Origin of the sequence: Wolbachia endosymbiont of Nasonia oneida (assembly GCF_009012935.1) — a bacterium.
GTDB classification, from domain to species: domain Bacteria; phylum Pseudomonadota; class Alphaproteobacteria; order Rickettsiales; family Anaplasmataceae; genus Wolbachia; species Wolbachia pipientis.
Genome location: NZ_QESS01000004.1, coordinates 15,401 through 40,418, shown reverse-complemented (window position 1 = coordinate 40,418; position 25,018 = coordinate 15,401). Strand labels below are relative to the sequence as shown.

The 25,018-nt window shown below is 35.9% G+C and carries 27 protein-coding genes and 3 tRNA genes; 13 read left to right on the top strand and 17 right to left on the bottom strand.

Translation table 11 applies throughout. The features are described from left to right. Positions 1–187 precede the first annotated feature (187 nt). From dxr to DEF52_RS02900, 4 genes are all read right to left on the bottom strand, one after another. Positions 188–1,351: a 1-deoxy-D-xylulose-5-phosphate reductoisomerase gene (dxr, locus tag DEF52_RS02915; RefSeq protein ID WP_151807810.1), complete on the bottom strand. Its 1,164-nt coding sequence runs from the start codon at positions 1,349–1,351 to the stop codon at positions 188–190. Positions 1,352–1,416: 65 nt separating this feature from the next. Then, entirely contained in the window at positions 1,417–1,914 is a 498-nt protein-coding gene (locus DEF52_RS02910) for a hypothetical protein (RefSeq protein WP_007548965.1), read from the bottom strand. Between the two features lie 320 nt (positions 1,915–2,234). After that, positions 2,235–2,936 carry an ABC transporter ATP-binding protein gene (locus tag DEF52_RS02905; RefSeq protein WP_151807809.1) on the bottom strand — a complete coding sequence of 234 codons (702 nt, stop codon included), beginning with the start codon at positions 2,934–2,936 and terminating at the stop codon, positions 2,235–2,237. Then, entirely contained in the window at positions 2,929–3,711 is a 783-nt protein-coding gene (locus DEF52_RS02900) for an MlaE family ABC transporter permease (protein WP_151807808.1), read from the bottom strand. The genes DEF52_RS02905 and DEF52_RS02900 overlap by 8 nt, the downstream gene beginning before the upstream one ends. 339 nt (positions 3,712–4,050) lie before the next feature. Here DEF52_RS02900 and rpmF point away from each other — a divergent pair, with 339 nt between their 5' ends. From rpmF to DEF52_RS06245, 4 genes are all read left to right on the top strand, one after another. Then, positions 4,051–4,233, top strand: a complete 183-nt coding sequence (gene rpmF, locus DEF52_RS02895) for a 50S ribosomal protein L32 (RefSeq protein WP_010962967.1) — start codon at positions 4,051–4,053, stop codon at positions 4,231–4,233. A 10-nt stretch (positions 4,234–4,243) separates the two neighbouring features. After that, the gene (plsX, locus tag DEF52_RS02890; protein WP_151807807.1) at positions 4,244–5,281 is read left to right on the top strand and encodes a phosphate acyltransferase PlsX; all 1,038 of its coding nucleotides are present in this window, start codon (positions 4,244–4,246) and stop codon (positions 5,279–5,281) included. Beyond that, positions 5,274–6,230: a beta-ketoacyl-ACP synthase III gene (locus DEF52_RS02885; protein ID WP_141456654.1), complete on the top strand. Its 957-nt coding sequence runs from the start codon at positions 5,274–5,276 to the stop codon at positions 6,228–6,230. Before plsX ends, DEF52_RS02885 begins: the two co-directional genes overlap by 8 nt. 135 nt (positions 6,231–6,365) lie before the next feature. Next, complete coding sequence (locus DEF52_RS06245; protein WP_010082311.1) at positions 6,366–6,536, top strand: hypothetical protein; 171 nt, start codon at positions 6,366–6,368, stop codon at positions 6,534–6,536. Between the two features lie 560 nt (positions 6,537–7,096). On the opposite strand, the gene DEF52_RS02875 is transcribed toward DEF52_RS06245, so the two are convergent. From DEF52_RS02875 to mnmE, 3 genes are all read right to left on the bottom strand, one after another. Further along, positions 7,097–8,113, bottom strand: a complete 1,017-nt coding sequence (locus DEF52_RS02875; RefSeq protein ID WP_151807806.1) for an NAD(P)/FAD-dependent oxidoreductase — start codon at positions 8,111–8,113, stop codon at positions 7,097–7,099. Positions 8,114–8,281: 168 nt separating this feature from the next. Further along, positions 8,282–8,369 (bottom strand) — tRNA-Ser (locus DEF52_RS02870). 47 nt (positions 8,370–8,416) lie between these two features. Further along, positions 8,417–9,745 (bottom strand): tRNA uridine-5-carboxymethylaminomethyl(34) synthesis GTPase MnmE, encoded by a 1,329-nt coding sequence (gene mnmE / locus DEF52_RS02865; RefSeq protein WP_151807805.1) that lies wholly within the window; start codon positions 9,743–9,745, stop codon positions 8,417–8,419. 222 nt (positions 9,746–9,967) lie between these two features. Here mnmE and nuoI point away from each other — a divergent pair, with 222 nt between their 5' ends. The 5 genes from nuoI to infC are packed head-to-tail and all read left to right on the top strand — an operon-like array spanning position 9,968 to position 13,210. Next, the gene (gene nuoI / locus DEF52_RS02860; protein WP_038199316.1) at positions 9,968–10,450 is read left to right on the top strand and encodes an NADH-quinone oxidoreductase subunit NuoI; all 483 of its coding nucleotides are present in this window, start codon (positions 9,968–9,970) and stop codon (positions 10,448–10,450) included. Continuing rightward, positions 10,450–10,572, top strand: a complete 123-nt coding sequence (locus DEF52_RS06755) for a hypothetical protein (protein WP_264718976.1) — start codon at positions 10,450–10,452, stop codon at positions 10,570–10,572. Before nuoI ends, DEF52_RS06755 begins: the two co-directional genes overlap by 1 nt. Continuing rightward, positions 10,566–10,781: a hypothetical protein gene (locus tag DEF52_RS06075; RefSeq protein ID WP_153296797.1), complete on the top strand. Its 216-nt coding sequence runs from the start codon at positions 10,566–10,568 to the stop codon at positions 10,779–10,781. Before DEF52_RS06755 ends, DEF52_RS06075 begins: the two co-directional genes overlap by 7 nt. Next, the gene (gene thrS, locus DEF52_RS02850; RefSeq protein ID WP_151807804.1) at positions 10,778–12,679 is read left to right on the top strand and encodes a threonine--tRNA ligase; all 1,902 of its coding nucleotides are present in this window, start codon (positions 10,778–10,780) and stop codon (positions 12,677–12,679) included. Before DEF52_RS06075 ends, thrS begins: the two co-directional genes overlap by 4 nt. Before the next feature lie 12 nt (positions 12,680–12,691). Beyond that, a complete protein-coding gene (infC, locus tag DEF52_RS02845; protein WP_151807803.1) occupies positions 12,692–13,210 on the top strand; it encodes a translation initiation factor IF-3 in 519 nt (172 codons plus the stop codon). 28 nt (positions 13,211–13,238) lie between these two features. Here the strand turns inward: infC and nuoF are convergent, their stop codons facing one another. Together nuoF and DEF52_RS02835 are read right to left on the bottom strand one after the other, a co-directional pair. Then, complete coding sequence (gene nuoF / locus DEF52_RS02840; protein WP_151807802.1) at positions 13,239–14,492, bottom strand: NADH-quinone oxidoreductase subunit NuoF; 1,254 nt, start codon at positions 14,490–14,492, stop codon at positions 13,239–13,241. 19 nt (positions 14,493–14,511) lie between these two features. Beyond that, positions 14,512–14,584, bottom strand: a tRNA-Lys gene (locus DEF52_RS02835). Positions 14,585–14,925: 341 nt separating this feature from the next. Between DEF52_RS02835 and DEF52_RS02830 the strand changes: the two genes are divergently transcribed. The 4 genes from DEF52_RS02830 (at position 14,926) to DEF52_RS02815 (ending at position 17,851) form a co-directional block, all read left to right on the top strand. Beyond that, positions 14,926–15,001: transfer RNA gene (locus DEF52_RS02830), tRNA-Ala, on the top strand. A gap of 212 nt (positions 15,002–15,213) precedes the next feature. Beyond that, a complete protein-coding gene (locus DEF52_RS02825) occupies positions 15,214–16,761 on the top strand; it encodes a magnesium transporter MgtE N-terminal domain-containing protein (protein WP_151807801.1) in 1,548 nt (515 codons plus the stop codon). 41 nt (positions 16,762–16,802) lie between these two features. Further along, on the top strand, positions 16,803–17,294 hold the full coding sequence (locus DEF52_RS02820) for a hypothetical protein (RefSeq protein ID WP_151807800.1): 492 nt from the start codon (positions 16,803–16,805) through the stop codon (positions 17,292–17,294). A gap of 101 nt (positions 17,295–17,395) precedes the next feature. Beyond that, entirely contained in the window at positions 17,396–17,851 is a 456-nt protein-coding gene (locus DEF52_RS02815) for a hypothetical protein (protein WP_179951359.1), read from the top strand. A 74-nt stretch (positions 17,852–17,925) separates the two neighbouring features. Here the strand turns inward: DEF52_RS02815 and ccmE are convergent, their stop codons facing one another. From ccmE to DEF52_RS02780, 8 genes are read right to left on the bottom strand one after another with little or no spacing between them, the layout of a single operon-like run. After that, positions 17,926–18,318, bottom strand: a complete 393-nt coding sequence (gene ccmE, locus DEF52_RS02810) for a cytochrome c maturation protein CcmE (protein ID WP_151807799.1) — start codon at positions 18,316–18,318, stop codon at positions 17,926–17,928. Continuing rightward, positions 18,302–18,439, bottom strand: coding sequence for a CcmD-like small membrane protein (locus tag DEF52_RS07015; protein WP_167482792.1), 138 nt, complete (start codon positions 18,437–18,439; stop codon positions 18,302–18,304). The genes ccmE and DEF52_RS07015 overlap by 17 nt, the downstream gene beginning before the upstream one ends. Continuing rightward, entirely contained in the window at positions 18,436–19,308 is an 873-nt protein-coding gene (locus tag DEF52_RS02805; RefSeq protein ID WP_151807798.1) for a biotin--[acetyl-CoA-carboxylase] ligase, read from the bottom strand. Before DEF52_RS02805 ends, DEF52_RS07015 begins: the two co-directional genes overlap by 4 nt. Positions 19,309–19,325: 17 nt before the next feature. Further along, positions 19,326–20,678 (bottom strand): NADH-quinone oxidoreductase subunit N, encoded by a 1,353-nt coding sequence (locus DEF52_RS02800; RefSeq protein ID WP_151807797.1) that lies wholly within the window; start codon positions 20,676–20,678, stop codon positions 19,326–19,328. After that, positions 20,675–22,117, bottom strand: a complete 1,443-nt coding sequence (locus DEF52_RS02795) for a complex I subunit 4 family protein (protein WP_151807796.1) — start codon at positions 22,115–22,117, stop codon at positions 20,675–20,677. Before DEF52_RS02795 ends, DEF52_RS02800 begins: the two co-directional genes overlap by 4 nt. A 3-nt stretch (positions 22,118–22,120) precedes the next feature. After that, entirely contained in the window at positions 22,121–23,968 is a 1,848-nt protein-coding gene (nuoL, locus tag DEF52_RS02790; protein ID WP_151807795.1) for an NADH-quinone oxidoreductase subunit L, read from the bottom strand. Between the two features lie 4 nt (positions 23,969–23,972). Further along, positions 23,973–24,281, bottom strand: coding sequence for an NADH-quinone oxidoreductase subunit NuoK (gene nuoK / locus DEF52_RS02785; RefSeq protein WP_010962953.1), 309 nt, complete (start codon positions 24,279–24,281; stop codon positions 23,973–23,975). Continuing rightward, positions 24,272–24,859 (bottom strand): NADH-quinone oxidoreductase subunit J, encoded by a 588-nt coding sequence (locus DEF52_RS02780; RefSeq protein ID WP_010962952.1) that lies wholly within the window; start codon positions 24,857–24,859, stop codon positions 24,272–24,274. The genes nuoK and DEF52_RS02780 overlap by 10 nt, the downstream gene beginning before the upstream one ends. Between the last annotated feature and the right edge of the window lie 159 nt (positions 24,860–25,018).

Here is a 25,018-nt window from a genome sequence, read left to right as displayed (position 1 = left end):
TACACTATTATTAACAATTATTCAACCATATTTTTGAAGATAGCTATAGATAACACGTCATAACCGCCGCGAACCGTCATACCGCCGCGGTATCTCGGCATAGATTCCGCTAACTAGTAGCGGAATGACGATTGTGCATCGTGCTTTGCTAAAAAAAAATCACAGAATACAGTCTGGTTACATTACTCTAGCTATACGCAACAACTTTACTTTCAACAACTTTATTAGCAATAATACGACTTTCATAATCAATATTTATTATATCAGATAGTGAATTAATATCAGTATAACTACCAAAACTTTCCATTGTTGATTCCACTACCTCTACTATTTTTAAAAAGCCGATTCGTGACTTCAAAAATTCATTAACAGCTATTTCATTTGCAGCATTGAGCACAATACTGTTTGTTTGTGGAGTAGAAGAGTTTAACACTTCCATGCTAAGCTTTAACGCAGGAAAACGCTTATGGTCTGGTTCTTGAAAGGTCAATTTTCCTTGCTTTGTTAAATCTAATTTACGATTTAAAGCTGATCTTTCCGGCCAAGATAGAGCATATGAAATAGGAATTGCCATGTCAGTTTCTGCAAGCACAGCAAAGTTGAACCCATCCTTATAAGTTACAATTCCATGTACTATTGACTCAGGATGCACTACTGCTTCAATTTTATCCGGGCTGATGTTAAACAAGTTATGTGCTTCTATTATCTCTAGTGCCTTATTCATCATTGTTGCGCTATCAACCGAGATTTTCTTTCCCATATTCCAAGTGGGGTGACTAAGCGCCTTATCTACCATAACATTTTTTAATTGCTCAAGGCTATAATTTAAGAATGGTCCACCAGAAGCAGTAAGTATGATCTTTTCTACGCATTTGTCGTCATTTTGCAAAATTTGAAAAATTGCATTGTGCTCAGAGTCAATAGGGATTATTTGTACATTTTTTTCTTTAGCTTTTTTGAGTAATAACTTTCCACCGCAAACAATGCTTTCTTTGTTTGCCAATGCAATGACTTTGGTACCGCTTTCTATAACCTCCATAACTGGCTCAAGGCCTGCAATGCCAACTATTGCAACAACTGAGAGATCAACAGGTATGGTAGCAATATTTGTAGCACCAATTGCTATTTTTACATCTGTACCAAGTAGATTTTCTTTTAAATCTTTGTAAAACCTTTCATCGGAGATAGCAACGTATTTTGCATTCAGCAGTTTTGCTTGGTGTGCCAGTAGAGCAAAGTTCGAATGGGCACTTAGTGCTTCCACTTGGTATTCTTCTTTTCTCTTTGAGAGCAAATCTACAGTCTTTTTTCCAACACTTCCTGTTGACCCTAAAACTGAAACCTTTTTCACTAAGACAAACTCATAACAATAGCAACTTTTCTTGCGAACCCAACTATTCAATAGTTTTTAAGCGTTTAACCAAGTTCATGCCCGTGGTCATCGCCAACAGATGGTGAAGGACCAGGTGAAAAAGATTGACCATGGTGATCACCTGCATCATGCATGTCTTGCAAACCATCAGCATTATGAGCTATTTCGTTATTGGCATGAGGGTAATCATCTGAGTGATGTCCATCATCACCATGAGCCATATCCATTCCTTCTGATGGCATATCTTCCCCACCTCCACCTGAAAAATATTCTGCAAGGCCTTCAAGAAATTTTATGCCAAACATATTACCTGACTTTCCAAACAATGTTACTAAACTACTGCCACTCACCAAACCTTCAAACACGTTACTATAAGCAGCAATTGCTCCTTCATGAAAGTTGAACAACCATTTCATTCCATCGACAACTGTTGAAACAGAGTCACTATGACCAAGACCAAAACCACTTTTCTCACCAGCAGCCTCTTGGTGTTGCTGCTGCGCTTGCCATTCTGCAATGTTTGGACCTTGAGCTTCACTCATAAATTTTTACTCTCAACCTTAAGCTATTATTTTATCACAAATATTGCAAAATATCAATAGAGCTTTTGAATATAGCTAATACAAACAATTTCTGTCATCCTATATATAGCTAAACTGACTTACGACAATTTGAAAAACGACAAATTCGTCATTCCGCTACTAGTTAGCGGAATCTATGCCGAGATACCGCGAATGAATCGCGGTATGACGTGTTAGCTATAGGATCCAGTTTGAAAAAAATCTGAATTCCAATGTCCACTACCTTTTACAAAGTTAAAACTTAAAAATATGACTGTTAGCAATAGTGTATATATCTTTAGCTATATATAATGAATGAATTTTTTTATATATTCGTTATTAGTATTTTGTATTTCCTGAACAGTTCCATGGGAAATGATCTCCCCTTCATATAATACTGCTATTTTATCAGCTATTTTAAATGCGCTATGAATATCATGTGTAATCGTGATAATTGTAGGGTTAAAGTCTTTAGATAATTTTATTATTATCTCGTTTACTATATCTGACATAATTGGGTCCAATCCTGAAGTTGGTTCATCCAAAATAATGATTTCTGGATTGTGTGCAATCGCCCTTGCAAGTGCCACTCTTTTTTTCATTCCACCTGATAGCTCTATTGGAAACATATCTGCTATGCTTTCCTCCAGTCCAACATCATTTAACTTCTCGATTGCTAGCTGTTTTGCCTCTTTTTTGCTGATATTAAAGCGCTTTTTATAATTAAAAGATATATTTTCCCACACTGTAACGTAGTCAAATAAAGCGGAATTTTGAAATAAAACCCCAAATTTATTTTTGCTTTTACTATTTATTTTAACAGACCCTGAGTCTGGAGCAAGCAAGCCGATAATTGTTTTTGTTAATACAGATTTGCCGCTTCCTGAGCCACCAAGTATGACTAATGATTCCCCTTTTAATATATCAAAATTTAGATCTTTTAGTACTGTCCTATCATCAAAAGATAAGCTTAAGTTCAATATTGATATTATGGGGTTACGCATGTATCAAAGTAATCATGTAGTTTGCTAAAATGATCAGTATGGACGATAAAACAACAGTTGATGTTGTAGCAACACCTACTCCTCGTGCACCTTCTTTGCAATGGTAACCGTAATAGCAGCTTGAGACAGAAATTATGGCGCCAAATACAGTTGCTTTTATTAGCCCAGTTATAAAATCATACGTATTAAAGAACTGAGCTGTGTGTTTAATGTATATATTTAAATTGTGGTTAAATTCGAAGACTGCAGTGATACATCCTCCAAATATTCCTATTAAATCTGCACATACTGTAAGTATGGGAAATACTATGATTGACGCTAAAATCCTTGGTGCAATTAAATATTTAAAAGGGTTGATGTTCAAGGTTGTAAGTGCATCTATTTGCTCGGTGATGCGTATTGTACCAATTTCTGCTGCAACTGATGATCCAACCTTTCCTACCATTATTAAGCTGATCAAAACTGGTCCTAACTCTTTAATGATAGTGATCGTAACAAGTTTGGGTATTATCTGTTCTTGGTTAATTAATGGGTCACTCAAGCTACTTTGTAAAACTATTGCCGCTCCTATAGAAACTCCAGTGAGCCCAACAATTGGCAGAGAGAAAAAGCCTATCTCTATAATTTGTCTTGCTATGTTGCTAAAATAATATGGTGGCACAAGGCAGTGGTATAGAGATTGAATAAAAAATATGAATGCACTACCAAGCCTTAACAAAAAATTGATAAAGTACCTACCAATTATTCTAACACTATTTATATCAAAAAAGCTCACTTTGTATTCATTTTAGCTAGAGGTTAGTCTTACTGATTTTATTAAAATTTTTATTAACTTTATCGCAAAGTATAGCTGAGATATGTTTTAAGTTCAATATACTTGATGTTTTAATTTAAAGCTTAACCCAAGAAAGGTTTCCCTACGTCATACCGCAATTCATTCGCGGTATAGATTCCGCTAACGAGTAGCGGAATGACGGTTTTTCAAATTGTAGAGCCACTTTAGCTATAGAACTCAATTACATAAGCAAACCTTACTTATTTTACTATCCCTGTTTACTTCCTGTAAAAAACATGTTACTAATGAATTGAATTTTGTAGTAGAATGGAGGAAGTTTTGGCAGTTCCAAAAAGAAAAAAGTCAAAGTCAAGGCGTAATATGCATCGTTCTCATCATGCTATTGAGCCTAAGAATGTTGTGGTATGTTCAACAACTGGGGAATTCATGTTGCCTCATAACGTAGCAGTTGATGGCAGTTACAAAGGAAAACGGGTTTTCATCAAGCAACAGGCAGAGTGACTATTATGATATGTTACCTACGGTCAATAATAATATAGTTATTGCACTTGACGCTATGGGGGGCGATTTTGCGCCTCTTTCCGTAATTCATGGTGCTGGTTTTTTTTTAGACAACCTTGTTGACCCAGGCATTAAAGTTTTTTTTCATATTTATGGAGATAAGGAAGAAGTATCTCCTTTGCTTTCAAAATACAAAAAAGTAAGTAACAATTCTGAGTTTACTCATTGTTCTGACAATGTTCTTGCAAATGATAAGCCATCTTTTGCACTGAGGCATCGTAAAGACTCAAGTATGAAAGCTGCCATTGAGGCAGTAAAAAAAGGTAAAGCTTTCGGAGTGGTGTCTTCAGGCAACACCGGAGCATTGATGGCAATTTCCAGATTTATTTTAGGAACATTACCAAACATTTATCGTCCTGCTATTGCCTCTATCTGTCCAACTAAGACAAAAAGCTTCGCTTTGCTTGACCTTGGTGCAAATGTTGATTGTAATGCCGACTCATTATTTCAATTTGCGTTAATGGGTAGTATATTTGCAAAAATAGCATTAAAAATTGACAATCCTGAAGTTGCTTTGCTAAATATCGGCACAGAAGAAGTTAAAGGTAATGACTCAGTGCGCGGCGCTTTTGAGTTGCTTAAAAACGCTCCAGGCATTAATTTCAAAGGGTATATAGAGGCAAGTGAATTTTTAGAGGGTAATATAGATGTGATTGTTGCTGATGGTTTTGTTGGCAATGTAATGCTCAAAACGGCTGAGGCAACCGCTAGTACCTTTATCAATCTAATAAAGCAGGAAGTATTCAATTCGTGGATAGCGAAAATGCTTGTTGGTATATTGTTAAAATCCAAACTAAATAAAGCTTTAACGCGTTTTAATCCCAAAATTAGAAGTGGAGCTATGTTTTTAGGGCTGAATGGTATCATCATTAAAAGTCATGGAAATTCTGATGCTATTTCTTTTGCCCATGCCATAAAATTTGCAGTAAATGCAATTAGTGAAAATTTAAATCAAAAGATAATTAACGGGGTAAGTCATATTGAATAAAAGTTTCATATTAAGCACTGGATCTTACCTACCAAGAAAAATGTTGAGTAACAACGAAATTGCATCGATAGTTGAGACGAGCGATGAATGGATAAGGCAGAGAACAGGAATAGTTCAAAGGCATATAGCAGATGAAGGAGAACTAACGTCAGATCTAGCTGTAAATGCAGCAAAAAGTGCTATAGAAAAAGCTAAAATTTCAGTAGATGAAATTGACTTGATTATAGTTGCTACAACAACTCCTGATAAAACTTTTCCTAGCTGTGCAACGATTGTACAAAGTAAGTTAAAATGTAAAAACGCATTTGCTTTTGATGTACAAGCAGCATGCTCTGGTTTTATATATGCAGTTACAGTTGCTGATTCGCTCATAAAATCTAACAATAGAATTAAATATGCATTGGTTATAGGTGCTGAAATAATGTCTAGGATTGTTGATTGGGAAGATAGGTCAACTTGTGTACTCTTTGGTGATGGTGCTGGTGCAGTGGTGATGAAATCAGAAATGGGTAGAAGCGGCATCATATCAACAAACTTATACTCTGACGGCAATGTGGACATACTATGTACGAACGGAGGGGTATCCTCTACTGGTGATTCTGGAAAAATATGCATGAATGGAAGAGAAGTGTTTAAACATGCAGTGGATAAGTTAACAGCCTCAGTAGAGGAAACTCTGAAATGCAATAATTTGAAAATCACTGATATTGACTGGTTAATTCCCCATCAAGCAAACATTCGTATTATTGAAGCAGTAGTAAAGAAATTAGATTTTCCTATAGAGAAAGTGATTAATACCGTTGATAAGCATGCAAACACCTCAGCGGCATCAATTCCACTGGCCTTAGACTATGCAATACAAGAATCAAAAATAAAATCAGGAAATCTGGTACTGCTGATTTCAATAGGTGCAGGCCTGACCTGGGGTTCCGTGTTGCTGCACTATTAGACTTCCTGCATTACCTCCTGTCATCCAAGTACCCTCTTTGTCATTCCAGTGCCTCTTTCTCCTGTCATCCCAGTGCCTCTTTCTCCTGTCATCCCAGTGCCCTGACTACTTGGATCCAGAAAAAAGAATGGTGTCATGAAAGTAGCTGATACTGGTTTTCATCCAAGAGGGTGTCATCTCAGTGCCCTGACTACTTGGATCCAGGAAAGTTTGCTTGTAAGCAAGCAAACTAGCACAGAAAGTGGTTACAACATTTTCGATGAGATTATATGGAAAACTAGATCCCAGTGTCAAGCACTGGGATGACAAAAAAAGGAGCACTGGGATGACAGCAGTCCTACGTCATACCGCGATTCATTCGCGGTATCTCTAGATCCCGCTAACAAGCAGCGGGATGACGGTTGTCGTTTAGCCATAAATATTTAAGAAATTTACCAAATGAAAAAAAAGGCAAAAGAAGCCCTGGGGTTATTATCCGCTTTAAAATATTGGCGTTTTTTATGTTTTAAACGCTTGACAAGCGAGATTAAGCTGCTTTTAATTGCAACTAACTTACGCTGCAAACGTTTAAGAAATTTACTAAGCAGAAAAAAAGACAAAGAATCCCCGAGTTAGCTAGTCTTTTACTATCTCTGTCGAGTATTGGCATTTTTTGATGTCTTGTAACGCTTTGTAAGCGCGTTCAGCTTATTTAGATAAAAATCTAGATGTAGATGAAGTTTTGTAAAGACATACAGTATCTATATACTGCAAAAAATTGAACATAAGACGCCGATACATTAAGTAATCCTTACCTTTTAATCTGCAGATTGGCGAAAGCAAATACAATAGCTTCAGTTTCATGATAAGGGCGCTGGCGGAGTTTGTCAAGTAAGTTTTTCTTTCCCGTGAATTCCCTTTGAGGTTGAATATTGAAAGTTAACCGGAGAATTGTGGATTACTTTGTATATGTCATAACAAGCCATGGCACTCTCAGCAAAACCACTTAATATTAACTTTAGTTTGCCTGAATAAGTAGCTATATCTCCGATTGCATATATTCTATCTCTACTGGTTTTTAAGGTAGTCGGATCAACAGCTATGCGGCTATGTTCTAACTCTATACCCCAATTGTTTATTGGACCAAGATTCATTGACAATCCAAAAAATGGCAGCAAAAAATCAGCGGATATTTCTTTTTCTTCCTTAGAGGCAATGTTTTTTACTATCACTGTGCTCAATTGCCCATTACCTCCTGCTAGTTCGTGTAATTGATATGGCACTACCAGTTCTATCTTTCCATCACTTTCAAGTGATTCTAATTTATTTCTAGTTTCAGGAGTGCAGCGAAATTCCTTTCTCCTATGTATCACATAAATTTTCTTCGCAACTTTAGAAAGTTCTACAGTCCAATCAGCCGCAGAATCACCCCCCCCTGCAATGACTATAGTTTTATCCTGAAAATCGGAAATTTTATTTACACTATAAAATACAGATTTATTTTCATATTCTAATATACCACTTAAGGGTGGACGGTTAGGTTCAAACATTCCATTACCTGCAGCAACAATAACAGCCTTACATTTTACCTCTGTACCTATGCTCGTTATGATAGTAAAGTTTTCACCTTCGTTATTTGAAATCTTTTCTACTTTTTGACTTAAATGGTAAATAGGCTTAAATGGCGAAGCTTGCTCTATTAGCTGCTCAATTAATTTTTGGGCAGTAATTACAGGATAACCAGGTATATCGTATATTGGCTTTTCTGGGTAAAGAGCTGTGCATTGTCCTCCTGCTTGATCCAAAACATCTATTATATGACATTTCATATCAAGCATTCCCGCTTGAAAAGCAGTGAATATTCCAACAGGCCCTGCACCTATTATTACTATATCGGTTTTCATATTCAGATGGTAATCTATTTATAGATATTAGCTTTCTTCGCTAATAAGGTCAATTTACAAAGGGACGTATTTTTAAAAGATGTGGCTAGATTAGATAAGATTTCCAGCGTTATGAACCACATAGTCCAAATAAGCTCTAAAAATCAGCTAGCATAGCGAGATGCTGTGCGGACGGAATGGGATTCGAACCCATGGTACGCTCATCACGTACGTCAGTTTTCAAGACTGGTGCCTTAAACCGCTCGGCCATCCGTCCATTTCTTTTCTATCACAACATTTGATTTTAAGCAATCTATAAAAGCTTTACTTGCCCACGCAAAAGTTGCTAAACACACTACTCAATATTTCCTCAACATCAATAATTCCAATCACCGCACTAAGTTCAAATGCAGCAAGCCTCAAATCTTCAGATATCAACTCAATTGGATTATCGATATTAAAACGTTGTAAATGTTCCAGTGCTTTCTGCATGTGATTCCTATGTCTTTGCCGAGTAATCACAGGAGTGTCTCTATCATGCCCAAATTTTTCCTCTGCCTTCTCTTTTATGAGAGAGATCAATTTGTTTGTACCTATTCCCTTTAAAATAGAAATAGGTAGAAAATCTATGCCATTAATTTTTATATTGTGATTATTGATAACATCGTCAGCTTTGCTCAATACATAAATAGTATCGCTATTTACAACGTTGCAATTGATATTATGACGCTGTTCAAAAGGAAATAGTTCTATTCTTAAATCAGCTTCAAAAGACCTCTTTTTCGCTCGACTTATACCTTCTGATTCTATTGGATCTGAACTCTCACGAATTCCAGCAGTATCAGAGAGAATGATTGGGTATCCGCCAATGTCAATATGAGCTTCAAGTATATCTCTTGTTGTGCCTGCATATTCAGAAACAATAGCAATATCACGCTTGGCTAAGAAATTAAACAGAGTTGATTTACCGACATTTGGTTCACCAGTTATTACAATATGTAAACCCTCACGCAACCTTTCGCCCCGTCTATTATCATTTAAATGCTCTTGTATCAATCGCACGAGAGATTGCACTTCATTATTAATTTTTTCCAACTCACTTTTTTCTGCCCAAATGTCCTCTGGAAAGTCTATATATGCTTCGATTTTGGATTGTATCGTTATCAATCTTTGCCTCCAATTGCTGTATAGTCTCTCCAATTCTCCTGATATCTGCTTAATCGCTTGTTTAGCTTGCATTTTCGTCTCAGCATCAATTAAGTCTGCAATCCCTTCTATTTGCGTTAAGTCAAATTTACCATTTAGAAAAGCCCTAAGTGAGAATTCTCCAGGCTTGGCCATAACGAAAACTTTTGATAATTCCTCCAAGATGATTTTTATAACTGCCTTGCTTCCATGCACTTGTAACTCTATAACATCCTCGCCAGTGAAACTGTTTGGAGCAGGGAAATAGATGATTATTCCATTATCTATCAATTGACTGGAATCATCATATAGATCAACTAAAGTAGCAAATCTTGGTTTAATTTCTTTCTTAATATGAAAATGATTTAAAGCTTTAAGCGCGTAATTGCCTGAAATTCTGATTACTGCAACTCCTGACTTACCAAATACGGTCGATAAAGCGAAAATAGTTTCATTTGTGTTTGTCATTATTTATATAAACTACTTAGCAATATTACACTTAAGAAACCAAAATACCTAATTTGAAAATATTCAAAATTTTTATCTATCTTGCTAGTTTATATTAATGCAGTACTATCATACTAGTGAATGTATTATATAGAAAAGCTGTAAAAGTCACCCAGGTGAAAATATTTATTTTGAAAACTGATAATATGATTTATAATGACTGACACAAGTTTTAAATATTTTATGCTCAAGAAATTAGCTTGGTATTGGTCTTTTGTAGAGTTAATTAAAGGGTTTGTTATTACATTAAAATATATGTTTAAGCCAAAGGTTACTTTGAGGTATCCTATGGAGAAGGGCCCTTTAAGTCCAAGGTTTCGTGGTGAGCATGCGTTGCGTAGGTATCCAAACGGTGAAGAACGATGCATAGCTTGTAAATTATGCGAAGTTATCTGCCCTGCTCAAGCAATAGTTATTGAAGCAGAGGAAAGAGAAGACGGTAGTCGTCGCACCACACGCTATGATATTGATATGACAAAATGCATATACTGCGGACTTTGCCAAGAGGCATGTCCAGTTGATGCAATTGTTGAAGGTCCTAACTTTGAATTTGCTACTGAAACAAGAGAGGAGCTAATGTACAATAAAGAAAAGTTATTGCGTAATGGTGAAGTTTGGGAAGATGCAATTGCACTCAGGTTAAAAAAGAATAGGCCTTATTATTAATGTTCAGAGCTTATAACCCTGTTATCCATTATGATTTAAGGGCAGTGCCCACTAGGGGTGGTGTCATCCCAGTAGCTGATACACAACTGTACGAACATTTGTTTGCGAGGGCAGTATGTTAAATGTTATAACCTGTTTTGCCTCAAACACAAAGGTGTCATCCCAGTGCTTGACACTGGGGTCCAGGTATAAAAATATTTGCAAATTGTGCAATGGACAACAGATTTTAGGAGCATACGTTAAACTAATTTCCATTATAAAAATAAGATGGATCCCAGTGTCACGCACTGGGATGACAAAGAGAGGGTTAGACAAAAGGGTCGATAAATGATTAGGATTACTTTTTCAGCCGAACAAAAAGTAAAAGAATACAGTGGTAAAGTTACTGGCTTTGATATATTACAACCGGATGTTTTGAAAGAAGCAATTGCCTTTAAGGTAAATGGTGAGTTGCATGATCTCTCACGTGAAATTGAAGCTGATGCAGAGATAGAGGTGATACAACTGAGTGACGAAGCGGGTTTAGATATAATAAGGCATGATGCTGCTCACATAATGGCACAGGCAGTGAAAGAGCTATTTCCTAATACTCAGATTACTATCGGCCCAACAATTCAGGACGGTTTTTACTATGATTTTGCTACAGGTCGTACCTTCACTACGGACGATCTTACCGCAATAGAAAAGAAAATGAAAGAGATTGTAAAAAGTAACCACAGATTTGTTCGAGAAGTTTGGACTCGCAAGCAGGCAATTGATTTCTTTAGTGGTATAGGCGAAAAATATAAGGTTGATATTATCTCATCCATACCAGAGGGTGAAAACCTAACTGTTTATAGGCAAGGTGATTTTGTTGACCTATGCCGTGGTCCGCACTCACCATCAACCGGTAGAGTTAAAGCGTTTAAACTTATGAAAGTAGCGGGTGCATACTGGCGAGGTGATGCAAAGGGCCCAATGTTGCAGCGAATATATGGCACAGCATGGAGAAATAAGGATGAATTAAACGCTTATCTTGAGTGCCTCAAAGAAGCAGAAAAACGTGATCACCGCAAAATTGCTAAGGATATGGATTTATTTCACATTCAAGAGGAAGCTGTTGGGCAGGTTTTTTGGCATGAACAAGGATATATTCTATATAATGTTCTTGAGTCTTACATCAGAAAGAAGCTAATAAATAATGGCTATTTTGAGGTAAAAACTCCTATTTTAGTAAGTAAAGAGCTGTGGGAAAGATCTGGACATTGGGATAAGTTTCGTGAAAATATGTTTATTGTTGACGAATCTGAGAATAAAAAGTTAGCAATAAAACCCATGAATTGTCCTTGTCATGTGCAGATTTTTAATTCTCACACCAGGAGCTACCGTGATTTACCAATACGTATGGCAGAATTTGGTACGTGTCATAGGAATGAAAGCTCAGGCTCATTGCACGGACTGATGCGAGTGCGTGGTTTTACGCAAGACGATGCACACATTTTTTGTATGGAAGAACAAGTGAATTCTGAGACTATAAAGTTTTGTGACCTTTTAAAAGAAGTATATTCAGAGCTTGGATTTAATGAAATTTCTGTGAAATTTTCAGACCGTCCAGATGTTAGGGCAGGAGATGATGAAGTGTGGGATAGAGCTGAAAAAGCGCTGCTTGAAGCCGTTCAAGAAGCGGGCTTAAGTTATGAACTGAGCCCTGGTGAAGGTGCGTTTTATGGTCCAAAGTTAGAGTTTGTTTTAAAAGATGCAATAGGCAGAAGCTGGCAATGTGGAACATTACAAGTTGATTTCATTTTACCAGAACGTCTGGGAGCTTTTTATATAGGGGCAGATGGACACAAGCATCACCCTGTCATGTTACATAGGGCAATTCTTGGGACTTTTGAGCGTTTTATTGGAATTTTGATAGAAAATTACGCAGGAAAATTTCCAGTTTGGCTTGCTCCAACGCAACTTGCTATTCTGACCATTACAAATGAGGCTGACGGTTACGCCACAGAAATCAGCAATGTCTTAAAAGAACAAGGTGTGAGAGTCAAGACTGATTTGACCAATGAAAAAATTAGTTATAAGATACGTTTGCATAGTCTAAACAAGGTTCCTATATTGTGGATTGTAGGCAAAAATGAAGTTACAAGTAAAACTGTGTCAGTGAGAAATTTAGGATCGGAAAGACAGGAGTCTTTTTCTTTGGAGAAGGCTATTGAATTGTTGTTAAAAAGTATTAATTTGAATTAAGGGAGTTAAAGTTTGCAAGTTAAAAAGAACAATAAAAACAGAATTAATGGATTCATCACAGCTAAGGAGGTACGCTTAGTTGATCACAGTGGTGAAATGATCGGAATCGTGCTAATAGAACGAGCTTTGGAGCTTGCACAGGGTGTTGGTTTAGACTTGGTAGAAATTGCACCTGATTCAACCCCTCCAGTATGTAAAATACTGGATTATAGCAAACAAAAGTATGATATAAAAAAGAAAGCAAGTGAAGCAAAAAAGAAACAAAAAACATTAACTATAAAAGAAATTAAACTGGGTCCCAATATTGGTGATCACGATTACGGAACAAAATTGCGTCAAGCAAGAGACTTACTTGCCCACGGACATAAAATTAAAGTCACAATGAGATTTAGAGGGAGAGAGCTTATAAACACTGAAGTTGGACTGGAAAAATTAGAACGGCTAATTCGAGACACTGAAGATATCGCAAAGGTAGAATTGGCACCTAAAAGAGAAGGAAATCAATATTTTTTAGCTCTGGTTGCTAAGTAGCAAGACGGCTTAAGAAGTATAAGTAGAGTTAAACTATCGCTCTCTCTTTGATAACATGGCGAAAATGTCTTATTAATCCTTGAATCGGCCAAGCTGCAGCATCGCCAAGTGCGCAAATTGTATGTCCTTCTATTTGAGTTGTAAGGTCAAGCAGCTTATCTATTTCATCAGGCTTGATATCTCCTGCTACCATCCTCCTCATAATCCTCCACATCCATCCAGTACCTTCACGGCATGGTGTGCATTGTCCACAGGACTCATGCATGTAAAAGTGTGATAACCTCTCTATTGCAGCTATTATATCAGTTGATTTATCCATCACTATTACAGCAGCAGTACCAAGCCCTGATTGTGCAGTTCTTAATGAATCAAAATCCATTTCAATAGTATCGCATATAGATTTTGGAATTAATGGCACTGAAGACCCACCAGGTATTACAGCAAGTAAATTATCCCAACCCCCTCGCACTCCACCTGCGTATTTTTTAATTAATTCACGTAATGGAATTCCGAGCTCTTCTTCAACATTACACGGGTTGTTTACGTGCCCTGAAATACAAAAGACCTTGGTACCAGTATTATTTGGTTTACCAAGAGATGCAAACCATTCTCCTCCGCGGTTCAGAATATCTGGAACCATGGCTATAGTTTCAACGTTGTTTATTGTAGTCGGGCAGCCAAAAAGTCCAACACCTGCGGGAAATGGAGGTTTCATGCGAGGAAAGCCCTTTTTTCCTTCAATTGATTCGAGTTGAGCTGTTTCTTCCCCACATATGTAAGCTCCTGCGCCCCTATGGATAAACACATCAAGATCATAACCTGATTTGCAGGCATTTTTTCCAATTAAACCTTCTTTATAGGCTTCCTCAAGTGCTTTTTTTAGAACTAAATATTCATTATAAAATTCACCCCTGATATAAATATACGCAACTGATGCGCTGATCGCTTTGCCGGCCAGGAGAATTCCCTCAAGTAACTTATGTGGCTCATATCGCAATATATCTCTATCTTTACATGTACCAGGTTCTGACTCATCTGCATTGACTACTAAATATGCTTTTGGGAGATTTTTGGGCATAAAGCTCCACTTAAGGCCGGTGGAAAATCCTGCACCCCCTCGACCTCTCAAACCAGATTTCTTTACTTCATCAATGATCTTTTCTGATCCTAAATCCAGTAATTCCTTTGTTTTTTGCCAGCTACCACGTTTTTTTGCACCCTCAAGTAGTGGAGTTCCTTTACCATTTAGGTTGGTGAATATTTTGTCTTGTTCTTTTAGCATGTTTTTCAAAATTTGTGAGTGATCCCGACGCGATTCGAACGCGTGACCCACTGATTAAAAGTCAGTTGCTCTACCGGCTGAGCTACGGGATCATTTCATTTTTCAGCTATACTAAACATCAATACAGTTTTTATCCGTTTTAATCAAACTAAAATTTTCATGTGTGGTTAAATAAATTATATAATATACTGCGTTAGTGATAATTTAGTTAAAAAATCTATGAATAATTTAAAAAAATTTCCAAAGGAAAACTTCTTGTTAATTTTCAGTTCACAGATTTATTTGGATGGTGTGACGTATAACGCTAAGGAGACAAAAAAATAGAGAAGTGTGTACACCCTGCAGAATTTGTACACTATTTAGCAATAGCCTAATAGATAAATATTTCTTGCATTTCAGCCTGAGTGATTTATGCTTTAAGCAAGAATTACCTGGGGGTATAGCTCAGCTGGTAGAGCATCTGTTTTGCACGCAGAAGGTCAGCGGTTCGATCCCGCTTGCCTCCACCAGTCTATACAGCTCTAGCCGCCACAAAACCTGTCAAAGCAGCTTATTTTAATCTATGAGGATTTTATACTATTTCCCTGAAAATCTCTATTTCTTTTCGTAACTTTTCTCTACACAAGTAATGTTGGTTATTACAATTGTAATATATACTAACTTAACAATAAATTAATCAATAAATGTTAGAATACTAACAATTAATTTATTGGTAACGCCTATGAGTGGAAAAAAGCATGTTTTTAAGATGATACCTGGAAAAGAGGTGTTTAGAAAAACCCCGACTACAAGGATAAAGTGGCCTGAAGGTAATGATCCTACAATGCCTATTAAAAAAGTTGAGCTTGTATCGCTGGATGATAAAAACGATGTAGTACTAGGCTTATTGCCTATAAAACTTTGCAGCAGTTCTTGCCTAGACAGTTACATATGTCTGGAGGAAGAAAATGAAGGAAATCTGGTAGCCAAAGATTATAAAAGTGATTCTAACTTAGATTATGTAAAAAGTAACCATACATTTGTATATTACGGTAATGAGTTGGCTAAGTTATCATATACAAGAGAGCTTGTGCAGCCTTTCAAAACTATGTGTAGCAGTTCTATTAAATCAAAAAAATTGGAATACAAATATGTAACATGGGAAGATTCAGATACTGGCAACAATAAATATTATTTTTCAGACGAGGCAGGAAATATAATCGATTCACCTGACAATAAGGTATTACAAGACATTATGTTATACTACGGTGAGAGACATATAAGAGATGTGCTACTGTTGCTATCAAGCACGTTTACCAAAGTTTTTATTCAGGGCCTAACAGACGACCAACTAAAAACTCTTGCCAATACTCTTAGTAACGAGCAACTACAAAAAATAATTCCTGAACTGAATTCAAATCAACTGCAGGTTCTTGCACAGAATTTAACGGATGGACAGCTACAAAAAATAATTCCTGAACTGAGTTCAAACCAGTTGCAGGCTTTAGCAGAGAACTTAACAGATGAACAACTTAAAGCTTTGGTGGATCATCTAACCAATCACCAATTACAAACTCTTGCTCAGGAACTAAATCCAGAAAAGTTACAAATAATTGTTCCTATTTTAAATGATGCTCAGCTTGAAGCTCTAATTAGAGACTTAAATCCAGAGCAAGTAAAAGAAATTTTACCTCACTTAAAAGTGGATCAGTTCAAAGCACTTATTAAAACTTTAAATGACGAGCAATTTACAGTGCTTGCAAAAGACTTGGCTGAGCACCACTTGACAATACTCTCCAAAGAATTAGAAGGTGATCAGTTGAAAGCTTTAGTAAATAGTCTGCAAGAAGACCAACTGAAAGACTTAGTTAATAAGCTTGATCATGAGAAACTCGAATTAATTGCTCAAGATTTAACTGATTCTAATAGGATTCAGGTTATCATTAAGTCTTTAGCTGACAACCCAGAAAAACTTCAAGCTTTTGCTCGCAATATGTCTAATGAGCAGTTTAAAGAACTTTTGGATAACGTAGGTGCAGAAGAGCTTAAAGACATCATTCACAAACTGCCTTATGAGAAAGTGACAGCTGTGATTGGTGATCTCGGCAGTAAGGATCAGTCTAAAGCTATTATTGATGCATTAAAAGGGGAACTTGAAAAGCAGAGTAAACAGAACGAGAAAATGATTGAGATGCTCAAGCAAATCAAGGACGATATGCCAGGCATTGCAGAAGCTCCAGATTTTACAATAGTAGAAAACAATAACGATTCAATGCTACTTGTATGGTAGCAATTTATGAAAATCAATTTTTTTATAGGAGGTAACTTATTATGAGTAAAAACAATGTAGAATTATATTTTAATGAAAAGATTTCAGACCAAGAGAAATTAATAGAACTTAAGGACCCGAGTTTTACAAAACCAGATTTTGTAAAACCAAATATAAATTCAATAAAAATTGATAATAAAGACAAAAATGCTGATATTAAGAAGTTAGATTTTGATATAAATCAGCCACTGGACAAAATACCTGTAGAGCAAATGAAGCCAACAAACGTAGGTATAACATACCTTAAAAAGGTTTATGATGGCTTGATAGACAGTATTAATAAGTATAACACAAGTTTAAGCAGTAACATTACAACTGGCATAGTGGAGCCACTGTCAACAACTATATCAAATATAGGGAACAATACAACTGAAATAAAAAGTCAACTTCAAACTCTTCGAGATGAGCTTCAGGAATTTCGTGATGATCAGCCAGGCATTGCAGAAGCTTCCATATTCCCTCATGCTACTGGCGAAGAGAACGGGTTGCTTTAATAAAAAAGGTAATAGCTTGCTAGCAGGCTGTTACTCTCTCTACATATCGTTTCAATATAGCTGAGTTGATTTTAAAAGTATAATTTTTTATAGGAGATAATATGAGTAATTACGGTATAAAAGAAAGCGGAGAAGACTATGAATCAATAGGAAGAATAGTCGAAGACGAATATAGAATAATAGATGACATAGAAGTCAAAATTAAGCCTAAATCTTTTGAGAGCAATAAAGAAAAGAATGCGTCGGTTGGTTATGTTCACAAAGTTCTAGACAAACTAATCACAGAATTAAATGAAACATTTGTTCCTAATTTGGACGATGTGCTGCACTCTAATAAAGAGTCTCTTGGCGCATTAAACGTTAATCTAGAAACAGAGAAAGGTAAACTTGGCAACCTAATTGAAGAGGTTGGTAACAATAATAAAGATTTAATAAAAAAGCTTAATGATTTGCAAGAAGAGATAAAACAACTAAAATCAGAAAAATCTGGTGGTGAGGACATAGACATAGATCAAGATGAATGGACAGCACCAACCCATCCTGATATATTGTGGTAGTTAAGAAAGTAACAGCTTGCTAGCAGGCTGTTACTCTCTCTACATACTATTTCAATATAGCCAGATTAAGGAATCTATTTTAAAACTTTCGGCATATAGTTCTCATCATGTTTTGCAAACACCGTATCTGCAAGAAAGGTATTATTATCAGACATTTTACCTTGCACAACAACACCACTTTTTTCTGAAAACATCGGTGGAAGTATTCCCTGGTATTTTACCACAACGCTTTTGTTAAAATCTGTCATTTGAAAAACTACTTCACTTTCGCTCCGTATCACACTATCTTCAACAACCATTCCACCAACACGGATTGGCTTTTGACTATTTGGTAAAACTATTGCCTCACTTACTGTATAGAAAAATGAGATATTTTCTTTGAGCGTTGTTAAAATAAAAAAGGCTATGCAGCTTAAAAAGCAGAAAATTCCTGAAGTTATAAGTAATCGCTTATGTTTCTTCTTCATTATTATCTTTCAGGCTTTCTAGAATTTTTTTACTTTTAATATAGCAAGAAATGGTAAAAATCAGTTCTCCGGTAATCAACGTAAAACTAATAAGGTAAGCAAAAATTACATACGTATTCATAATGCACTGCCAATAAATAACTCACCTGCATCAAAATAAATTAAGCTTCCATCCTTTTGCTGCAACACCAATTTACCACTTTTATCTATATCAGCAAAAATTCCTTCATGCAATTTGTCAGCTAACTTTACACTGATTTGCTCGTTCATCTTGAATGCTCTTGTGAGCCACATTTTTCTTATAGCATAAAACCCATCAAACAGCCATTGCTTTCTTAGCTTATTAAAATTTATTATTAATTTCTTTAATAGATCTATGTTAGATACAGACTCACCGTAATTGCTAATGCACGTTGTTCCTGGAAGTGGTGCATGATTGACATTAATTCCAATTCCTATAATGAGCCAATTCGAATTGGATCTTTTTTCAAGCAATATTCCACTTATTTTCTTGCCATCAATAAGGACATCATTTGGCCACTTATACTGGAGATTTAGACCATTTATAAATGACAGTATAGTATTTCCAACAGCAAGAGCAGTAACAAAAGTCAATTCTGTTAATTTGCTAACATCCGCAATTTTATTCACCAAACCCTTCTCTGTCATCCCAATGCCCTCTGATGTCATCCCAGTGCTTGACACTGGGATCCATTCTTCTTTTTTTCTAGATTCCAGCGTCACGCGCTGGAATGACACCGAAAGCTGGCTTTCATTCAGATAATCGTTAAAGAGGTTTATTACCAAACTTGCATAAAAATTACCCTCGGGAGAAATCCAACTTTTTCCGGTACGCCCTCTACCCTCTGTTTGTTTGTCGGCAATAATAACGGTTTCATTTGATATTCCTTTATCAATTAAATCCAACGCTTCTTTATTAGTGCTTGAAACTTCTTTGTAATGATGAATATGAAAACCCTCAGGGATCACCTTGTCAGTCCTTTAGTTCAATGAGTGAGTAAAACGTACAAGAAAAGAACGAGGTTGATCAGTGAAGCAACTGAAGTAATAATGAATAGACCCTTAGAATAAGCAACCTTATTACCACTAGCTTTATCAAAATACATAACTTTCATGATATTTAAATAATAGTAGCATGATATCACACTCGCTATTACAAGGATCAAAGACAGGCTGATAAAGCCAGAATTTATTAAACTTTTGAATATAAAAAATTTAGCGACAAAACCTGCAAGTGGAGGTATTCCCGACATCGAGAGTAACAGCACAGAAAGATGAAATGCTACAATTGGGCGTTTCTTCCCTATACCAGACAAGTTTGCAATATCACAATCGTCATCGTCAATTTGTACGAGATATGAGAATAGCCCTATGCTTGTGATGATATATATCACCAGATACATTAAGGCACTATCTGTTCCTGCTTGTGTAAAAATAGAAAGTGAAGCAAATATAAAACCAATGTGACCAATTGAACTGTAAGCAAGCAGCCTTTTTAAGTTTTGCTGACGCAAGGCCCCAAAAGCTGAGATAAGCACAGACAATGCTGAAACGTATAAGAAAATAGGCTGAACATAACTTTTTACATTTACTAACTCTTCATTCATCAATCGAATTAAAAATGTTACAAGTGCAGCTTTTGGAGCTGTAGAAAAAAACGCAGTTACTATGGTAGGTGCACCTTGATAGACATCTGGAGCCCACATATGAAAAGGAGCAATAGCAAGCTTGAAACACAAACCAATTAGGATAAAGACTATTCCATAAGTTATCTGATGGCTTTGCAAGAATGAACCGAGCTCAGAGAAATTGACTTGTCCTGTATATCCATAAAGCAGCGACATTCCATATAGCATAATGCAGGAAGATAGTGCACTAAGTGTAAAATATTTCACTCCTGCTTCACATGAATAAGCTGAATCTTTATTAAAGCTCGCAAGAACATACAAAGATATACTCATCAACTCAAAAGCTAAATAAAAAGAAATCAGACTATTTGCTGAAACCAAAGTTATCATGCCAAATAGCGCAAAAAGAATCAGTATTGAAAATTCATATTTATAGTCATATTTTGATAAATTCAGCATCAAAAGTATTAAAATTCCTGTGCTGAGAATTAACCCTTGGGCTGACCTGATGTATAAATTGAGTTTTAACAACGAATTAAAGAGAAAAATTTCATTGTTTTCTGCCGAAAGAATTAAAATAATCAAAGTTACCACTGTGCAGCCAAGTGCTAATAAGTTGATAGTTCGGCGGTTAAATATAATCCCAAGCAGCAGCAACACGAACGAGGAGATAATAGAGAACGTTTCCGGCAATATCTGTATATAATTCATAGCGCATCATATTTGACTAACAAATTTGCCATACATGGCTTCAAATAATTCAGTGCAAGGGTTGGGTAGAATCCAAGCAAAATAACAAACACTGCAAGCAGAATTAAGACAGAAAATTCTATGCTATCCAAGCGGTTATTTAATAATTTAGAATAGCTAACCCCCCATATTATTTGCTTACATAAATTCAGCATATAAACTGCGCTTAAAATAGTGCCAAGTGCGATAAATCCTGTAAAAAACCCTATGCTCTTAAACATTCCAACCATAGCCAAAAACTCACCTATGAATCCAGATGTTCCAGGTAGCCCTATTGAAGCCATTGAAAATAAAATGAACATAAAACCAAATTTTGGCATTGTGTTTACTATGCCAAAATATTTTGCAATCTCCAAAGTTCCAGTTCGAGTATATAGCATTCCAACACACAAAAATAAAGCAGCAGAAATAAGGCCATGACTAATCATTTGAAATATGCTACCCAGTACTCCTTCCTCACAAAATGAAAAGAGGCCAGCAGTAACGATCCCCATATGTGCTATTGAAGAATAAGCTATTAACTTCTTTATATCATCTTGAGCAAACGCAACTAGAGAAGCATATATCACCGCAATAATGCTCAGCACAACAATGAAATTTGAAAAATACAAACTTGCCTGAGGAAGCATTGGAATAGAAAACCTTAAAAATCCATATCCCCCCATTTTAATAAGCAAGCCAGCTAAAATCACAGATCCAGAAGTTGGTGATTGCACATGCGCATCAGGAAGCCAAGTGTGAAATGGAAACATCGGTACTTTTATTGCAAAAGAAATAAAAAATGCAATCCACAGCAATGACTGCACTTCAAGATCAAGGCTTGGCACTAATGTAGCTAATTTTTGTATATTAAACGTTCCAAAAATGTTATAGATGTAAACCAATCCAAGTAGAAATAATAATGAGCCAGTTAATGTATAAAGAAACAACTTAAACGTTGCATATACCCTGTGTTTTCCTCCCCAAATGCCAATAATAAAGAACATTGGTATTAAAACAGCTTCAAAAAACACATAAAAGCTTATAGCATTCAGTGAAACGAAAAAACCGACTACAAAACTCTCAAGCAGTAGAAACAATGCCATATATGGACTGAGGGTCGTATAACTCATTTTGCAGTTGTAGAGTATACAAATTACAAACAAGAAAGTTGTAAGCAGAAGGAAAAGCAACGATATACCATCTATCCCTATTCCAACATTTCTAATTGGGTAGCTGACAAACTGAAAGTCCGCATTGTTATAATCAAATTCTATACAAGCTACAATGCTAAACAAAAATGGAAGTACAGCAAAAAATAGGGCAAGGAATCTTAGGTGTATAGATTGATGATTAATCCTGATTAAAGATAAAATCAACGCTCCTATCAGTGGAAGCAAGAATATACTAAGTAACAACACCTTCTATTTAATTCCAATAATATATAAAGCACCGATTATTAAAGTAACAAACATAATAAATGCATAATCAAATATATAACCAGTTTGCAACTTTATAGAACTTTTTGAACATTCATTAACCAACCTTACAATACCATTTGGCCCAAATGAATCAATAGCCTTAACATCAAACTTCCATAGAAGCCTAGACATAAACCTTATCGGTGCAATGATAACAAACTCATACACCTCATCAAAGTACCATTTATTCTGCAAAAACTTAAGTAAAAATTTACTCTTAATTTGCCTAATTACTTGATATTGATAAATTAGGTACGCAAGTGCTATTCCACTTAGGCTTGCTAAGGTTGGCAGTAGTTTTATAAAGAAATTATGAACTCCATGCTCATCAATAACTACTAAACTTGATTTCCAAAACGCATTACTAGTTATGTTCAAAATATTTGCTCCCCACACTCCAGAAAATACCGAACCAAAAGCAAGTATCAGTAATGGTATAAGCATAATCTTTGGTGCCTCATGTATATTAATTTTACTTTGTTTTTGGCTGTGGAACACAAGAAGCAATAACCTCCAAGAGTAAAACGCTGTGAAGAATGCAACAACTAAGCTTATTACAAAAGCAAAGCTATCCGTGCTATAAGCATGTTCAATTATCAAATCCTTTGAGTAACAACCTGCAAATGGAAATATTCCAGAAAGTGCAAGAGATCCAATCCACATGAGAGTGTAAGTGCAAGGGATTTTCTTCCAGCAATTTCCCATTTTCTGAATGTTTTGCTCATGATGCATTGCATGAATTACATTGCCAGCACCAAGAAATAGTAGAGCTTTAAAAAAAGCGTGTGTCATTAAATGAAAAATAGCAACATTGTAAGCAGAAAGCCCACATGCCATGAACATATAACCAAGTTGACTGCAGGTTGAATAAGCAATTATTTTTTTTATATCATTCTGAGTAATCGCAACGGTGGCTGCAAAAAAAGCAGTAAGTGCACCAACAATAATTATTAATTCTCGTGTCACATTTGATAACTCAAACAATGGAGAACACTTTGCTACTAAAAATATACCTGCTGTTACCATCGTTGCTGCGTGAATAAGTGCAGAAACAGGAGTTGGCCCTTCCATTGCATCTGGCAACCAAACATGTAAACCAAGCTGTGCAGATTTACCCATACAGCCAATAAAAAGTAATATGCATATTATATGAGTTACTTTGAATTCACAGCAGAATGCCCTAATGTTCTGCGTGCCAAGAAGATCAGTTGTGTCAAAAACTTCAGTAAAATTCAAAGAGTGAAATGTATAATAAATAAGAAAGATTCCAATCAATAGTGCAAAGTCTCCTACCCTATTCACAACAAATGCTTTAATTGCTGCATTATTTGCAGAATATTTTTGGAACCAAAATCCTATGAGTAAATAAGAACATAGGCCAACCCCTTCCCAGCCAAAAAAAAGCTGCACGAAATTATCGCTTACAACCAGCACAATCATGCAAAACGTAAATAGCGATAGGTAAGAAAAAAACCTCGACTTCCCCTTATCATGCTCCATATAACCGATAGAGTAGAGATGTACTACCAGTGAAACGGTGGTAATAACAATAAGCATTAAGGATGAGAGAGCATCCACACTAATTGCCCAATTTACTTTTAAGATGCTCAATGAAAACAAAGGAAATAAACTCAAGTGATAATTTTCAGAGAAGGTGAGAAAAACATACCAAGATAAAACTGCAGATATTCCAATCCCTGCCGTTGTAACTAACTGACTTTTTCTAAAAAGTGCTGCAAATAGCGAACCAAAAAGTGGCAAAAATACTATTAATTTCAGTATATCCATCATACTTTCATTCTTTCATTAAATTTGCTTGTTCAACATCTATATTGCCACGGCTTCTATAATATACAACCAATATTGCAAGCCCAACTCCTGACTCTGCTGCCGCAACAGTCAACACAAACATCACAAAAATTTGCCCAACTATATCATTCATAAAGGCAGAAAAAGCAACTAGATTGATGTTAATCGCCAACAATAATATTTCTATTGATAACAATATATTGATTATGCTCTTACGGTTGATGAAAATACCGCACACCCCAACAGTGAACAAAATAGCAGCAACTATCAAAAAATGATTTAATCCTATTTCCATTCCACTCCTTTTCCAAATTTAGCCTTAACCAATTTTACAGATGAAGATTGCGTCAATTGCTTTAATACATTCTGTTTTTTAACTCCTTTTTTCTTGTCCTGCAAAGTAAGAGCAATTGCACCGACAATTGCAACAAGTAGCAAAATTCCAGAAAGATGAAAAGCGTACATGTAGTCAGTGTAGAGCAAATTACCGATAGCTTTCACGTTATTGGCATTATAGTTTATAACATTACTTATATTCAGCGTTGAGCTGCGGATTACAAAACTGATAATCAAAAAAAACACACCACACAATATAGCACCAAGAGTGAAATGCTTCGCAAAACCCTGGCGCAATCTTATGTAGTCAATATCGAGCATCATAACTACAAAGAGGAACAACACTGCAACTGCACCGATGTATACTATCAGTACCATCATAGCGATGAATTCAGCTCCAAGGAGAATGAAAAGCACTGCAGAGTTAACGAAGGTGAAAATTAAAAATAATACTGCATGCACAGGATTTCTTACACTAATTACGCATACAGCAGATAAAATGCTAAGAATTGCAAAAAAATAAAAGAAAAAAGGCATTGATACTTTAACTGCAACAATAGTTACTAATTTAAAGTGACTATCGTTGTAAAGTCAATATTATATTAAACGTTTGAAAACATTGTACTACAAAGCTCCAGCTCCATTTTAAATTATTATACAGAGCGCTTTCTAAGTGCTTAATCAATACACTAAATC